The sequence below is a fragment of the Mesorhizobium sp. M0152 genome (assembly GCF_040322415.1).
GTDB lineage: Bacteria > Pseudomonadota > Alphaproteobacteria > Rhizobiales > Rhizobiaceae > Mesorhizobium.
Genome location: NZ_JAMYTH010000015.1, coordinates 78508 through 92931, shown reverse-complemented (window position 1 = coordinate 92931; position 14424 = coordinate 78508). Strand labels below are relative to the sequence as shown.

The window sequence follows — 14424 nt, the reverse complement described above, 5'->3', positions numbered from 1 at the left end:
GTGGCAACAGATTTTTAAGGTGACTAAAATGGCTTGTGCAGACACGCCCGCATCGGCGCTTGGGCAACGAAATATCGCGGGAATAGATTTCGACCAGATCCACGACCGTCAGCAATTCGGATCCGTGAAATGGGCCAACCAGTGGGACGAGTTCTCTCCTCAGGTCGAGGGCCAAGACCTGCTGTCGCTGTGGACGGCGGATATGGATTTCCGCGCTCCGGAAACCGTCATCGCGCGACTGCGCCAGGCCGCAGAGCATGGCATTTACGGCTACACACGCCGCGATCCGCGCCACTATGAGATCGTGCAATCGTGGTTCGCGCACCGGCACAACTGGTCGCCGAAACTCGAGACCTTGCTTCCCGCGCCGGCGATCATGCCGTCGGTGGCTGCGATACTGCGAACCTTCACCAAGCCCGGTGACGGCGTCATTGTGCAGTCGCCCGTGTACTCGCCCTATTTCGAAGTGGTTCAGGGAAACGGGCGGCTTCTGCTTACGAACCGGCTGAGGCTGCAGAACAACAGATATGAGCTCGATCTGGAGGATTTCGAGAAACTGGCGGCCGGCGGTGCCAAGGCATTCCTGCTGTGCAATCCTCACAACCCTGCCGGCATGGCCTGGACACTCGAAGAATTGGCGGCGCTCAACGACATCTGTGAGCGCCATGGGATCCTGGTCATATCCGACGACATTCACTGCGACATAAGGTTGTCGGATCGCCCCCACATCGTCTTCTCTTCCATCTCGGAAGATGCTGCGGAGAAATCGTTCATCTGCACCGCTCCAACGAAGACTTTCAATCTTGCCGGGGTTCCTTCGGCAACCATTTCGGTAGCCAGCAAAAAGCGCCGCGAGGCGCTTCTTGCCGCAATGCAGGCGTCATTCATGGTGAATGCGAACTTTTTCGGCCGCCTGGCCTTGGAGGTTGCTTACAGCAGCGGCGAGCCATGGCTCGACCAACTCACGCGCTACATCGCCAGCAACATCGATCTGGTTTGCGAGTTCGCCGGTGAACACCTTCCAGGCATCACGCCCATGCGGCCCGACGCATCGTTTCTGGTGTGGTTGGACGCGTGCGCGCTCGATCGCAAAGTGGGTGGAATTCAGAAGTTCTTTGTCGATCAGGCCGGGGTTAATCTCTACGATGGCCGCGTCTATGGGCCTGGCGGCGAAGGCTTCATCCGCCTGAATGTCGGCTGCCCGCGTCCTCTGTTGCGCCAAGGGCTGGAGCGGATGTCCAGCGCGCTGGCATCCCTGTGACCGAGCGGGACCAAGGCAGGATGCTCCGGATGCGAATTGCCATCATCAATCCCAACACGACCGCTTCGATGACCAGGGGGATCGTCGCGGCCGCGATGGCGGTGGCTGGTTCCAGGACCGAGATAGTGGGCATGCAGTCCACGGCTGGACCTGAAGCGATCGAAGGGCCATTTGACGGTGCACTCTCCGTACCGGGCCTGCTCAAGCAAGTGATCGCGGCGGAAATGGACAACGTCGACGCCCATATCATTGCCTGCTTCGACGATACGGGTCTCGACGCGGCCAGGGCCATCGCCACCAAACCGGTCATCGGTATAGGCGAGGCCTCGCTCCATGCCGTCAGCCTTGTCGCTCACAGCTTCTGTGTCGTGACCACTCTGTGTCGTTCCGCACCGCTGATTGAAGACAACATTCGCCGTTACGGGTTCTCCCATCGCTGCCGGCGCGTGTTTGCTTCCGACATCCCGGTCCTTGAGTTGGACAGACCTGAGAGTGGTGCCTCCGAACGAATTTCGGAGCTCATACGCGAAGGCATCAGGCTGGGGGCGGAGGGCGTTGCGCTGGGTTGCGCCGGTATGGCCGCGTTTGCATCCGCCCTCCAGCGCAAGCACGATCTTCCCGTGGTGGACGGAGTCGGCGCCGCGGTCGGTCTTGCGGAGACCCTGATACGTTGCGGTCTTGCACCGTCCAAACGTGGCGTATGGGCCATGCCGGCGCGTCCGAAGGGGTTGGACAGGTTTGAATGACCCTGAGCGTTTCCTCGGAAGGAGTGGTCCAACCGTGGTCAGCCGTTTCCTATATCCGAACGCCTTCGTCATGGCACATAACTTGCGAGTTCACCGCGCTGATCGCCATCATGATCTACGCAATCCTGCGCCAATGTGCTATGTCATACATGGTCTGCGGCATCTTAGGACCGGTGTGATCGAGGCGGTCGACCAAATGGGGCGACACCAGCGCAGACCAGCGCTCGCGCATACGCCCCTATTGATAGCATTGGGGAAAGGAAGCGGTCGCCGTGAGCCTTTCAGTTCATCAAGGGCCGAGCGGGTCCGGAAATGTCCGCTGTTGGGGTTAAACCGGACCTACGGCGGACATCCCAAAGTCGACGCGATTGACCGTCTCGGAAGTCGGGCCAGATAGACTCCAGGCCAGATTACCAATACATTTCCGGATGCTGGGCTTGCTGAAAGTATTCAACCCACATGGCCGAGATTCGAACCCAACGCCGCCTTGCCGCGATTCTGGCTGCTGATGTCGTTGGCTTTTCGCGCCTCATGGAGCACGATGAGGCTGGCACACTGGCCGCTCTCAAAGCGCGGCGGCGCGATGTTCTGGTTCCATTGGTTGCCCAGCACCACGGCCGCGTGGTCAAGGTGATGGGCGATGGTGTGCTGGTGGAATTTGGCAGTGCGGTTGATGCCGTCCAATGCGCCGTCGAATTACAAAAGGGTTTTACCGGGGCCAACGAGAGCGTGGCGGAGGCCTACCGCATCGTCCTGCGTATCGGCATCAATCTGGGCGACGTCATCGTCGAGGGCAGCGATCTCTATGGCGACGGTGTCAACGTGGCAGCCCGGCTGGAGGGTCTGGCTGAGCCCGGCGGCATCTACGTCTCCGCCACCGTGCACGATCATGTCACTGGCAAGCTGACATTGGCGTTCGACGATCTCGGCGAGCACGCGCTCAAGAATATCGCAAAGCCGGTGCAGGTTTACCGCGCCGGAACAGGCGGGACCGGCAAACGCGCGGTGCAACCGGTGCCTCAACTCCCGGATAAACCCTCGATCGCGGTTCTGCCCTTTGTCAACATGAGTGGCGATCCCGAGCAGGAGTACTTTTCCGACGGCATCACCGAGGACATTATCACCGACCTTTCGAAGGTGTCCGGGCTCTCCGTGGTCGCGCGTAATACCGTCTTTACCTTCAAGGGCAAGGCGGTATTAATCGAGGAAGTGGCGAAGAAGCTGAATGTTGCCTACGTCCTGGAGGGAAGTGTACGCAAGGCTGGAGGACGGGTGCGCATCACGGCTCAGCTAATCAATGGTCGTGGCGGTGACCATACCTGGGCCGAGCGATATGACCGGACGCTGGACGATATCTTCAAACTGCAGGACGAGATTTCCAAGACCATAGTCGATGTCCTCAAAGTGAAGCTGTTGCCCGAAGAACTGGAGACTATTACAAACCGTTCGACCGACAACCCAGAGGCTTACGAGACGCTGTTGATGGGCAGGTCGTTCCTTAACAGGGGAGTCGAGACCAAGTTTATCAAAACAGCGCAGCGACTGTTTGCTAGAGCTGTTGAAGTTGACCCAAATTATGCGCGCGCTTATGCCGCTTTGGCTGATTGTGAGTGGCTTCTGTTGACTTGCAATGATCCCGACGCCAGCTTCGAGGCAGTCCTTTCCAACAGCTCACGGGCGCTGGAACTTGAGCCAGGTCTCGCCGACGCCCACGCATCACGTGGCGGGGCCTTGTTCGTAAATGGCCGGTATGCCGAGGCGGAAGTGGAGTTCGAGCGAGCTTTAGAGTTAGACCCCAGTTCTTCCGATACCTATTTCGCTTACGGGCGGAATTGTTTCATTCAAGGTCAATACGAGAATGCAGCCGCTATGTACGAGCGTGCCGTATCGTTGTCACCCGATGACTATCGGGTCTGGACCAATCTCGGGATGGTCTATGTTTCACTTGGCCGCAGCGACGACGCCAAGGAAGCAGCAAGGCAAGGTGTGCTGCGAGTGGAAAAGGAAGTCAAAGCGCATCCCGACAATGCCACCGCGCTATGTTACGGTGCCGCAATGCTGGCGGAAATTGGCGAGATTGAACGCGCGCTGTCGTGGGCCTCTCGTGGGGAAATGTTCGCCGGAGACAACATTCCGGTTCAGTACAACTTAGGCTGTTTTTATGCAAAGCTGGGCAAGACGGAGCGGGCTATCGATTGCCTTGAACGTCAGCTAACTGCATCACATGCTTACCTCATTTTGCGCGTGCCTTGGATGCGTCAAGATAGCGACCTCGACTCGCTCCGCGCTCATCCCCGTTATGTCGCGCTTGTCAATCGGATGGAGGCCCAAATAGCCGCGACTAGGAGCCTGTCTGAGTGACTAGGAGCCTGTCTGAGTAGTGACTGGTCAAGAGGGTTCTTTGCTGGGTTATGAGCAAGGAATTTCGGCCCTGGAAGATCGATGAGGCACAGCTTCTGCCGGGAGCGTGCACCACTACGTGCCGAAGGATCACCTGTCTCGGCTGGTCGTTGCTTTGGTCCGGGAAGAGCTCGATCTTTCGGCGATGGCCGGCAGCTACCGAAGCGCGCTCGGCCAACCGCCGTTCGATCCGCGCATGATGACGGCGCTGCTTCTGCATGGCTACGCGAACGGCGTCTACTACCACGGCGGATCGCCAGAGCGGCAGTGGAGCGGGCGGACTTCATGATGATGGTGGCGGGCGATCCGCCGCACTTCCGCACCATCTCGGAGTTCCGCAGACGGCATTTGAAGGACGCCGCCCTCGAACTGGTCGAATATCGACGGGTGAACCTGTCTAAGATGCCGATGCGTCCAGTTTTGACGTGCGCCGGCGATCGTCGTGTGAAGCTTTTTTGATCATCCTATCGAGCGGTTGGATACTCGTTGGCCTCGAAAACATGGTGATGCACGCGGCCGGTGAACATCTTGAGCAGCTCTGCGGTCACGTCGCGGCTCTGAAATCTCACCTCGGATTGAAGCGCTCGGTTGCAGGCGTCCATGTCGGGATAACGGATGGCGAGCGCCATGGCATAGACGGGGGCACCGTCGTCCCGTGCCGTGCCATCCAGAACGCGCACCTCCTCGGCTCCGGGAAATTGCGTCCACAACGGCACCAGCCGCTCCCTGACGAAGTGCCGGAATTCGCTCTCGCGTCCAGCGTGGATGTCACCTTCGAAGAAGGCATAGCGAATGATCATGGCGATGGGTCCTGATGTTCTGCGTGTGAGGGGCCCGGCATAGCGGGCGCATCGCGTGATACGCCCGCGTCGGTGGGTGCCTACTTGCCCCAGATTTTCTTGTATGCGTCGCGGTAGCCGTTGCCGGGGTCGAATGCGTTGCTCGGCCCACCGTCGAATTCCACATTGTCCGCCGTCACCACATGCAGCGGCGACAAATAGCCCGACCATTTTTCGCCAGCGATGGCGCGGTTGAGTTCGTCGACCAATTGCCAGCCCTGCAAGTTGAGCGGTTCGGCGACCGTCACTTTCTGGAACTGGCCGGCGCGAATGCGCTGATAGGCCGATTCCGAACCGTCGCCGGCGGCGACATTGATCGGCGCGTCGGCTCCGGCTTTGCCGGCGGCGGCAAGCGAGGGTCCCATGAAGTCGAAATAGAGATCGTTGATCGCCAGCGAATGCGTCCAGGCATCGCCGTATTTCTGCAGCAGCGACGTGGTCAACTGCGGCATGCGCTGCGAGGTCTCGGCAATCGGCGTGTCGACATATTCGAGCACCTTGCCGCCCAACCGCTCGATCTCCGCCTTCATCTTGTCGGCCTTGGCGATGGCGATCGCGTAGGTAGAATCGGTGAAGATAACGACGCCGGGCTTGCCCTTGGCATCGGCGTAGGCCCAGTCGGCCGCGGCCGTGGAGACTTGCATGGCGTCCGTCGACACGTTGGCGAACACGCCGCTTTTCTCGTCTGGCCCGATCACCGGTCCGGCATGCCAGGAGACCAACGGAATACCTGCGGCCTTCGCTTGCTCCAGCGCCGGCGCCTGCTCGACCGCGTCAAAACCGTTGATGACGATGCCATTCGGCTTCAACGCCATAGCCTGGCCGAAGGCAGCGGTGCGGCCGCCGATCGAGCCGGCGCCGTCAATCACCTTGACCTCCCAGCCGATCGCCTTGGCTGCTTCCTCGACCCCGTTGGTGACGCCCAGAATGCCACCGTTCTTGAGGTCGCCGGCGAGCACGACGATCGTCTTGCCTTGCTGTGCCTTCGGACCGGTGGTCGGGCCATCCCACGCCGTGACCTTCTGCGCATATTTCTGGACGATCGCCATGGCGTCGGCCATCGCGTCCGCCCGCGCCTGGCCGGCCAACAGGGCCGGAGCAGCGATCGCGATCGCCATCAAGGCGACGGATGATTTCAGGAATGTTCTGCGTTGCATGTTGGTACCTCCCTTGGTTTCAAGAAATTGCATGGTCTTTCCGAACTCGGCTTTTCGATTGGATGGCGACCTGTCACTGGCTGATGTCGCCCGCCACCGGACCAACCCCGGCCGGATGTGCGTTGACGTAAATGGCGTAGAGGGATGTCTGTGCGGTGATGTAGAGGCGGTTGCGTTTGGGACCGCCGAAACAGACATTGGAAACGAGTTCGGGAACCAGGATACGGCCGATCAGGGTTCCGTCCGGTGCATGGACGCGCACCGAGTCGGCGCTGGAGGCCCAGATGTTGCCGTCGCGATCGACGCGGAAACCATCGAATAGGCCAGCCCCGCATTCGGCAAAAATGCCGCCTGCACGCGCCGACCGGCCATCAGCGGCCAGGTCATAGGCTTTGATCGCGCGCGGCAGACCAGGCACGTGGCTGGCGCCGCTGTCCGAGACATAGAGGATCGTCTCGTCGGGCGAAAAAGCCAGGCCGTTCGGCTGCACCATATCGGAGATGACGGCGCTCACCTCGCCCGAAAGCTCGTCGAAGCGGTAGACATGGGAGCCTCCGATCTCCGCTCTGGCGATCTTGCCCTCGTAGTGGCTTTCGATGCCGTAGACCGGGTCGGTGAACCAGATAGAACCATCCGATTTGACCACCACGTCATTGGGTGAATTGAACCGCTTGCCTGCAACGGTTTCGATAAGCGACTGCCAACGCCCGTCATGCTCGAGCCGGCAGACGCGGCGCCCGCCATGCTCGCAAGCAACGACGCGGCCTTCGCGGTCGAGTGTGTGGCCGTTCTGGTGGTTACAATGGGTCTCGAAGACGCTGACGGAACCATCGCCTTCGTCGTAGCGCAGCAGCCGATCGTTCGGTATGTCCGACCACAGCAAGTGCCTTGCGGCGGGGACATACACCGGTCCTTCCGCCCAACGGCTACCGGTCCATAGCCGTTCGAGCTTGGCATGCCCGATCATCAGCTTGCCGAACCGATCGTCGAGAACCTCGTAGTCGTTCATTCCAGGATCCACGGGTTTGGCTCGGCTTGTTACTTCGAGGGCTGCGCGACGGTCTTGGTCCTGGCTCTTTGCGCTGCGCCGCGCTTGCGCTGGGCGTAGCCGGCAATGCCGATGGCGACCAGCAGCGTGACGCCGTTGAACAATGGCTCGACGAAGAACGAGCCGCCGAACTGCTGGATGCCGGAAATGCCGACCGCCAGGATGATGACGCCTGTCATCGTACCCCAGACATTGACGCGTCCAGGCTTGATCGTCGTCGAGCCGAGAAATGCGCCGACGAGAGCCGGCAGAAGATATTCCAGCCCGACGCTGGCTTGGCCAATGCGGAGCTTGGAGGCGAGCAGCACGCCTGTCAGCGCCGTCAGGAAGCCCGAGGAAATGAAGGCCCCAATGACGAAACGGCGCACCGGAATGCCGTTGAGAGCGGCCGCCTTCGGGTTGGCGCCGATGGCATAGACGTAGCGACCGATCGGCAGATATTCGAGAATGATCCACAGCGCGACAGCGATGCCCAGCACGTAGAGGCCGGTGATCGGCAGCCCGAACACCATCGTGCCGTTGAGCGCGTAGAAGCCGTTGGGCAACACGCCGACAACCTGCCGGCCGCCGGTGTGCCAAAGCGCCAAGGAATAGAGCACGGTGCCGGTGCCGAGCGTGGCGATGAAAGAGTCGATGCGGGCAACTTCGACCAGCAGGCCATTGAGGAAGCCGGTCGCGGCGCCGAGAAGCAGCACTATCATCACCGCCAGCGGCCACGGAATGCCGAACATGGTCTGCAAACTGATGGCCAGGATGTGCCACAGCACAATGCCGTAGCCGACGGTGAGATCAATGCGACCCGATGCCATCGGGATCATCGCCGCCAGCGACAAAAGCGCGATGATCGCCTTATCGGAGATGATCGAGCGCAGGTTTAACAGCGTGGGGAACGTATTCGGTAGCAGGATCGAAAATAACAGGATCAGCAATACGGTGAGAATTACCAGGCCGTAGACCGGCAGCAGCCGGATGATCTTGTGCCCCAGCGGCAAATCAGCCATTTCGCCGCGGGTCGGTTCGAGTGCGCTGGATTCGATCGATTGCATGGGCTTGCTCCCAGAAAAATCAGGCGGCTTCGGAAGCCGATGCGGCGGTGATCACGGCGGATGTGGTCAGGTCGCTGCCGGTGAGTTCGCGAACGATCTGCCCACGCGAAAAGACCAACGCGCGATGGCAGATGTGGGCGATCTCCTCGAAATCGGTCGACACGACGACGACGGCGAGGCCGGCTTCGAGGGCACGTCCGATCAGCCGGTAGATCTCGGCCTTGGCGCCGACATCGACGCCGGCGGTCGGATCCTCGGCGATCAGCAACGTGCGACCGGTATGCAGCCAGCGCCCGACAACCACCTTCTGCTGGTTGCCGCCGGAAAGGGCTTCGATCGGCAGGTGTGGATCGTTGGGGCGCAAGCCGACGGAACTGCCGATCGCCTGCGCCAGCGCAGCCTCCTTGTGAGGCGTCAGGAAGGAGAACAGACCGCGCTTGCCGGCGCCGGGATTGAGGAAACTGTTCTCACGGATCGACAACGCGCCAGCGATTGATTCTTCGGTCCTGTCGCGCGCGATCAGGCCGATGCCGGACGACATCGCCACGATCGGGCTGGACAGGTCCGGCACAGCGCCGCGGATCGTCACCGTGCCGGAAAACGCCTGGCAGCCAAACAGCGCCCGGCCAACCAGTTCCTGCCCGGCGCCGCGCAGCCCCACGAGACCGAGCAACTCACCCTTGCGCACGTCGAAAGACACCGGGCCGGCACCGGCGCAGACAAGGTCGTGCACGGCGCAGATCGTCTCGCCGGCCTGCGTTTGAGCCTTGCTGAAAACCTGGCTGACCGGACGGCCGACGATCATCTCGACCAGTTCGTCCGGTTTTGTATCGGCGACCTTCTTCTCGCCGACCAGCCTGCCGTCGCGCAGCACGGCGACGCGATCGGCGATGCGGAAAATTTCATCCAGACGATGCGAGACATAGATCATACCGACGCCGCGCTGCTTGAGCGGACGGATGGCGTCGAACAGCCGCTCGACCTCGTCAGCCGGAAGGCTGGCGGTCGGCTCGTCGAGCACCAGTACATCGGCCTCGGTGGCCAGCGCCCTGGCAATGGCAACCAGCGACTTTTCCGTGCGGGTCAGATCCTGAACGCGTGTCGTCGGATCGAAATCGCAGCCGACCAGCTTCAGCGCCTCATGCGCCCTCGCCTCGGTCGATCGCCAGTCGATGAGCCCGGAGCGGAGCGAAAAGCCTTGGGCCAGGCCGACATTCTCGCCGACCGTCATCCATTCGATGAGCCCGAGATCCTGATGGATGAAGGCGACGGGCTGGCGCTGGTTCGGCCGCGGCGGGCGATGATGGTAGGGCTCGCCGCGAAACAGGATTTGGCCGCCGTCGGGCCGGTGGATGCCGGCGAGCGTCTTGATCAGTGTCGACTTGCCGGCGCCGTTCTCGCCAAGCAGTGCCAGGATCTCGCCCTGGTGCAGATCGAGCGATACATCGGAAAGCGCGCGGGTGCCGCCGAATTCCTTGGTAATCGACTTGAACTCGATCAGTTTTTCTTCAGCCACGATGCGCTCCTCCAAGATCGCAAAAATTATGTTATCGATAACATTTCTGAGCGTCAAGCGACAAAATTCGACTCGCCGCTTAGCCGGTCTTGCCGTCGAGCAGGCGCATCATCTCGGCCGAATCCTTCGCCCCCAAACCAGCGGCGCACAGCAGGCGATGGATCTCGACCACCTGCCCGGTCATCGGCATCGGCGTCTTGGTCTTCAGGGCAAAGGCCTGCAGCGAATCCAGATCCTTCAGCATGTTGTCGATGCGGCCGGTCGGCGAAAAATCGCGGGCGGCGAATTTTGCCATGAACTCCTGCATGATGCTGGAATCGGCCCGCCCGCCCTTGAGTGCCGCGGGAATTGCCTTCGGGTCTACGCCGCCGGCTTCGGCGAGCTTCACGGCTTCGGCGACAGCCTGGAACAGCACGGCGCAGAACAGCTGGTTGATCAGCTTGGTCGTCTGCCCTGCCCCACTCGGCCCCATGAGCGTGTAGTTGGTGCACAGATGCCGCATCACCGTGCGCGCCTGTTCGAAGTCCTCAGCCTCGCCACCCGCCATGACGGTCAGCCTTCCGGCCAGCGCGCCGGGAACGCCGCCCGACAGCGGGCAGTCGAGCCATTTCATGCCGGTCTCGGCAGACAACTCCCTGGCCATCTGCGCGGTGTCGACGGGATCGATCGAAGACATGTCGATCAGCAGCTTTTCCGACGACGCCGCAGCCGCCACACCACCATCGCCAAACACCACCGAATGCACAATATCGGCATGGTTGAGACTGAGGATGACGAAGCTGCTCGCCCGCGTTGCTTCGGCGACCGACGCCGCGGCAGCCGCACCCTTTGCAGTCAGCGCGGCGACCTTGGCCTTGTCCAGATCGAATACCGTTACTGCTTGCCCAGTCTCGATCAGGCGGGTGGCGATCGCCGACCCCATGATGCCGGCGCCGACAACGGCGACTTTTGCTGGTTGCGTCATCTCAACGTGCCTTTTTCCTTGATCTGGCAGGGGCGACGCCAAATGCACCCAGACCCTGCAACACTCTATCGGCAATCGCGTCGACAGGCGCGTCGATATCCACTGTGACCACCAGCGGTTCGTCGCCGGGATGCTCCAGCGAGGCGAACTGGCTGTCGAGCAGCGCCGGTGGAAAGAAGTGGCCGCGGCGCTCGGCGAGCCTGGCTTGCAGCACCGCACGTGATCCGTCCAAAAATACGAAAAGCACCGGTCCGCTAGCACCATGGCGAAGGCGATCGCGATAGGATTTCTTCAGCGCCGAGCAACTCGCGACGAGACCACGGCCTTGCTCATGTGCATGGCGCAAGTCTGCGCCCAACAGGTCCAGCCAAGGCCAACGATCCTCGTCGGTAAGCGGGATGCCCGCCGACATTTTCTCGACGTTTCCGCGAGGGTGCAGCGCGTCGCCTTCGACAAAAGCGAGGCCGAGACGAGCCGCGATCTCGACGCCGATTCTGGTCTTGCCGCAACCGCTGACACCCATCACGACGATGGGCCAGGACTCAGAGGCAGGTTGTGATGCCGCCATCGACATAGAGCGTGTGTCCATTGACAAAGGATGAGGCCGGTCCGGCCAGAAAGATCGCCGCGCCGACCAGTTCGCCGACATCGCCCCAACGACCCGCCGGTGTGCGGTTGGTCAGCCAGGCTGAAAACTCGGGATTGTCGACCAGCGCCTGGTTGAGCGGCGTCTTGAAGTAACCCGGCGCAATGGAATTGACCTGCAAGCCATGCTTCGCCCAATCGGCACACATGCCGCGGGTCAGGTTGCGCACAGCGCCTTTCGTGGCCGTATAGGGCGCGATGTTCGTCCGTGCCAGTTCGCTCTGCACCGAGGCGATATTGATGATCTTGCCGCGCCGCCGCGGGATCATATGCCGCGCCACCGCTTGACCGACGAAGAACGCGCTGGAGATGTTGGTGCGCAAGAGTTCCTCCCATTTGTCAGCAGGGAAATCCTCGAGCGGCATTCGGAACTGCATGCCGGCATTGTTTATCAGGATGTCGATGACGCCGACGGTGGCCTCGATCTCGGCAACAGCATTGGCCACCGCTGCGTGATCGGTTACGTCGAAGGCCGCGACATGAACTTTGTGTCCCTTGGCCACCAGCGGAGCGGCCGCGGCCGCGAGTTTTTCGACGCTGCGTCCGTTGAGCACGATTTCGGCGCCGTGCTGCGCCAACCCCTCGGCCAGCGCAAGGCCGATCCCCTGCCCCGAGCCGGTGACCAGCGCCCGCATGCCGGTCAAATCGAACAACGAACTGCTCAAATGCTCCTCCTGAGGAATGTTTTCTGCAGCGGTACGATTTCCACCACGCCGCCGCCAGGTTCCTATTGACATGAATGTTATCGATAACATAGTCAATGGGAAAAATGAACTCGCACAGGAGACGACGCCGTGACCGACATTTTGATGACAGGCCCCTATCCGGATTGGGACATGGCAGACCTTGAGGCGAAATATCGCGTCCACAAACTTTGGCAGGCCGAGGACAAGGACGCGCTGCTCTCAAGCCACTCCGGCGCGATCCGCGCTATCGCTACGCGCGGCGAGCTTGGCGCAAGTGCGGCGCTGATGGCGAAGCTGCCGCAGCTCGAAATCGTTTCCTGCTACGGCGTCGGCACCGATGCCATCGACCTTGCCTATGCCAGGGCGAATGGCATTCGTGTCACCAATACGCCTGATGTGCTGACCGAGGACGTTGCCGATATCGGCATCGGGCTGCTGCTCGCCGTGGCGCGAAAAATCCCGCAGGCCGACGCCTATGTACGCGATGGAAGCTGGCGCAAGGGCAATATGGGGCTGGTCACGCGTGTCTGTGGAAAGAGGCTGGGCATTGTCGGCATGGGCCGCGTCGGTGCGGCGGTGGCGAAGCGCGCCGCTGCCTTCGACTGCACGATTTCGTATTTCGACACACGCAAGCGCGACGATCTTCCTTACACGTTCGTCGGCGATCTGCTTGAACTGGCGCGCGACAGCGAATTTCTGATCGTGACGCTTGCCGGCGGCGAGCGCACAAAGCACATCATCAACGCGGCGGTCCTGGCAGCGCTCGGAGCAGACGGTATCGTCATAAACATTTCGCGCGGCAGCACGGTCGACGAGATCGCATTGCTCGCGGCATTGGACGCCGGCTCGATCAAAGGTGCCGGGCTTGACGTGTTCTGGAACGAGCCGACAATCGATCAGCGCTTCCTGAACCTTTCCAACGTCGTGCTGCAACCACATCATGCCCAGCGGCACGGTGGAGACCCGCAAGGCGATGGGTCAGCTCGTTCGCGACAACCTCGCCGCCCATTTCGGCGGGCAGACCTTGCTGACACAGGTCGTCTGAGAAAGGATCACATCATGAAGTCGATCGTCATCCACGCGGCAAAAGACCTGCGGATCGAGGAGACCGATCCGGGCGTTCTCGGCGCTGGGCAGGTCGAGATCGCCGTTGAAGCTGGCGGCATCTGCGGCTCGGATCTGCACTATTACAGCCATGGCGGCTTCGGCGCCATCCGCCTTCGTGAACCCATGATCCTTGGCCACGAGGTTGCCGGCACGGTGCGGGTCCTCGGCGACGGCGTCTCCGGCCTCGCTATCGGCGACCGCGTGGCGATCTCGCCCAGCCGGCCCTGCAACACCTGCCTTTACTGCCTGCAAGGCATGCACAACCAGTGTTTGAACATGCGCTTCTACGGCAGCGCCATGCCTATGCCGCATATCCAAGGTGCTTTCCGCCAGCGCTTGTTCGCCGAGGCGTGGCAATGCCACAAAATCGCCGACCACGTTTCCATCAATGAAGCCGCATTTGCGGAGCCCTTCGCGGTGACGCTGCATGCCATGAACCGCGCCGGCTCGCTGCTCGGCAAGCGGGTTCTGGTCACCGGCTGCGGGCCGATCGGCGCGCTATGCATCCTGGCCGCGCGAGCCCACGGGGCACGCGAAATCGTTGCGACGGATGTCACGGACGGCGTGCTGGCGAAGGCGCTGGAGATCGGCGCCGACCGAACGATCAATGTCGCGACCAACAGCGAAAAGCTTGCTGCCTACAATGTCGACAAGGGTAGTTTCGACGTGATGTTCGAGGCCTCCGGCAACGAACGCGCGGTGCGTGCAGGGCTCGATGTCCTAAAGCCGCGCGGCGTGCTCTTGCAGCTCGGTCTCGGCGGCGATCTTTCGATCCCACAGAACCTCATCGTTGCCAAGGAGATAGAGATGCGCGGCACTTTCCGTTTCCACGAGGAGTTTGCGCTCGCCGTCGACCTGATCAATCGCCGCCGGGTGGATGTCAAACCGCTACTGACGGGCGTGTATCCCCTGGGTGAGGCGGTTGCGGCTTTCGAGATCGCCGGCGACCGGAACAGATCGATGAAGGTCCAGATTGCGTTCTGACGATCCGCCGACCTTCCGGACCGAT

General features: G+C 61.3%; 14 protein-coding genes and 1 pseudogene. 7 read left to right on the top strand and 8 right to left on the bottom strand.

Going from position 1 to position 14424, the window contains the following annotated elements:
* The first annotated feature begins 28 nt into the window (after window positions 1-28).
* From NKJ26_RS16990 to NKJ26_RS16970, 5 genes are all read left to right on the top strand, one after another.
* On the top strand, window positions 29-1261 hold the full coding sequence (locus NKJ26_RS16990; protein WP_352604577.1) for a MalY/PatB family protein: 1233 nt from the start codon (window positions 29-31) through the stop codon (window positions 1259-1261).
* 29 nt (window positions 1262-1290) lie between these two features.
* Entirely contained in the window at window positions 1291-2007 is a 717-nt protein-coding gene (locus NKJ26_RS16985; RefSeq protein WP_352696258.1) for an aspartate/glutamate racemase family protein, read from the top strand.
* 459 nt (window positions 2008-2466) lie between these two features.
* Window positions 2467-4368, top strand: a complete 1902-nt coding sequence (locus tag NKJ26_RS16980) for a tetratricopeptide repeat protein (protein ID WP_352696257.1) — start codon at window positions 2467-2469, stop codon at window positions 4366-4368.
* A gap of 118 nt (window positions 4369-4486) precedes the next feature.
* Window positions 4487-4696, top strand: a complete 210-nt coding sequence (locus tag NKJ26_RS16975; RefSeq protein ID WP_352604570.1) for a transposase — start codon at window positions 4487-4489, stop codon at window positions 4694-4696.
* Window positions 4693-4866, top strand: coding sequence for a hypothetical protein (locus tag NKJ26_RS16970; protein WP_352604568.1), 174 nt, complete (start codon window positions 4693-4695; stop codon window positions 4864-4866). The genes NKJ26_RS16975 and NKJ26_RS16970 overlap by 4 nt, the downstream gene beginning before the upstream one ends.
* 5 nt (window positions 4867-4871) lie before the next feature.
* Here NKJ26_RS16970 and NKJ26_RS16965 read toward each other — a convergent pair whose 3' ends face one another.
* The 8 genes from NKJ26_RS16965 to NKJ26_RS16930 form a co-directional block, all read right to left on the bottom strand.
* On the bottom strand, window positions 4872-5207 hold the full coding sequence (locus tag NKJ26_RS16965) for a hypothetical protein (protein ID WP_352604566.1): 336 nt from the start codon (window positions 5205-5207) through the stop codon (window positions 4872-4874).
* Window positions 5208-5287: 80 nt separating this feature from the next.
* Window positions 5288-6403, bottom strand: a complete 1116-nt coding sequence (locus tag NKJ26_RS16960; RefSeq protein ID WP_352604564.1) for an ABC transporter substrate-binding protein — start codon at window positions 6401-6403, stop codon at window positions 5288-5290.
* A gap of 73 nt (window positions 6404-6476) precedes the next feature.
* Window positions 6477-7412, bottom strand: coding sequence for an SMP-30/gluconolactonase/LRE family protein (locus NKJ26_RS16955; RefSeq protein ID WP_352604562.1), 936 nt, complete (start codon window positions 7410-7412; stop codon window positions 6477-6479).
* A 29-nt stretch (window positions 7413-7441) separates the two neighbouring features.
* Window positions 7442-8497 carry an ABC transporter permease gene (locus NKJ26_RS16950; RefSeq protein ID WP_352696256.1) on the bottom strand — a complete coding sequence of 352 codons (1056 nt, stop codon included), beginning with the start codon at window positions 8495-8497 and terminating at the stop codon, window positions 7442-7444.
* A 19-nt stretch (window positions 8498-8516) separates the two neighbouring features.
* The gene (locus tag NKJ26_RS16945) at window positions 8517-10013 is read right to left on the bottom strand and encodes a sugar ABC transporter ATP-binding protein (RefSeq protein ID WP_352696255.1); all 1497 of its coding nucleotides are present in this window, start codon (window positions 10011-10013) and stop codon (window positions 8517-8519) included.
* Window positions 10014-10092: 79 nt separating this feature from the next.
* Window positions 10093-10977, bottom strand: coding sequence for an NAD(P)-dependent oxidoreductase (locus tag NKJ26_RS16940; protein ID WP_352696254.1), 885 nt, complete (start codon window positions 10975-10977; stop codon window positions 10093-10095).
* Window position 10978: 1 nt separating this feature from the next.
* Window positions 10979-11551, bottom strand: coding sequence for a gluconokinase (locus NKJ26_RS16935; RefSeq protein ID WP_352695791.1), 573 nt, complete (start codon window positions 11549-11551; stop codon window positions 10979-10981).
* On the bottom strand, window positions 11520-12257 hold the full coding sequence (locus tag NKJ26_RS16930; protein WP_352604598.1) for an SDR family oxidoreductase: 738 nt from the start codon (window positions 12255-12257) through the stop codon (window positions 11520-11522). Before NKJ26_RS16930 ends, NKJ26_RS16935 begins: the two co-directional genes overlap by 32 nt.
* A gap of 174 nt (window positions 12258-12431) precedes the next feature.
* Here NKJ26_RS16930 and NKJ26_RS16925 point away from each other — a divergent pair.
* Window positions 12432-13353 (top strand): annotated as a pseudogene (locus tag NKJ26_RS16925) (2-hydroxyacid dehydrogenase).
* 14 nt (window positions 13354-13367) lie between these two features.
* The gene (locus NKJ26_RS16920; protein ID WP_352696253.1) at window positions 13368-14399 is read left to right on the top strand and encodes an L-idonate 5-dehydrogenase; all 1032 of its coding nucleotides are present in this window, start codon (window positions 13368-13370) and stop codon (window positions 14397-14399) included.
* Window positions 14400-14424: the final 25 nt, after the last annotated feature.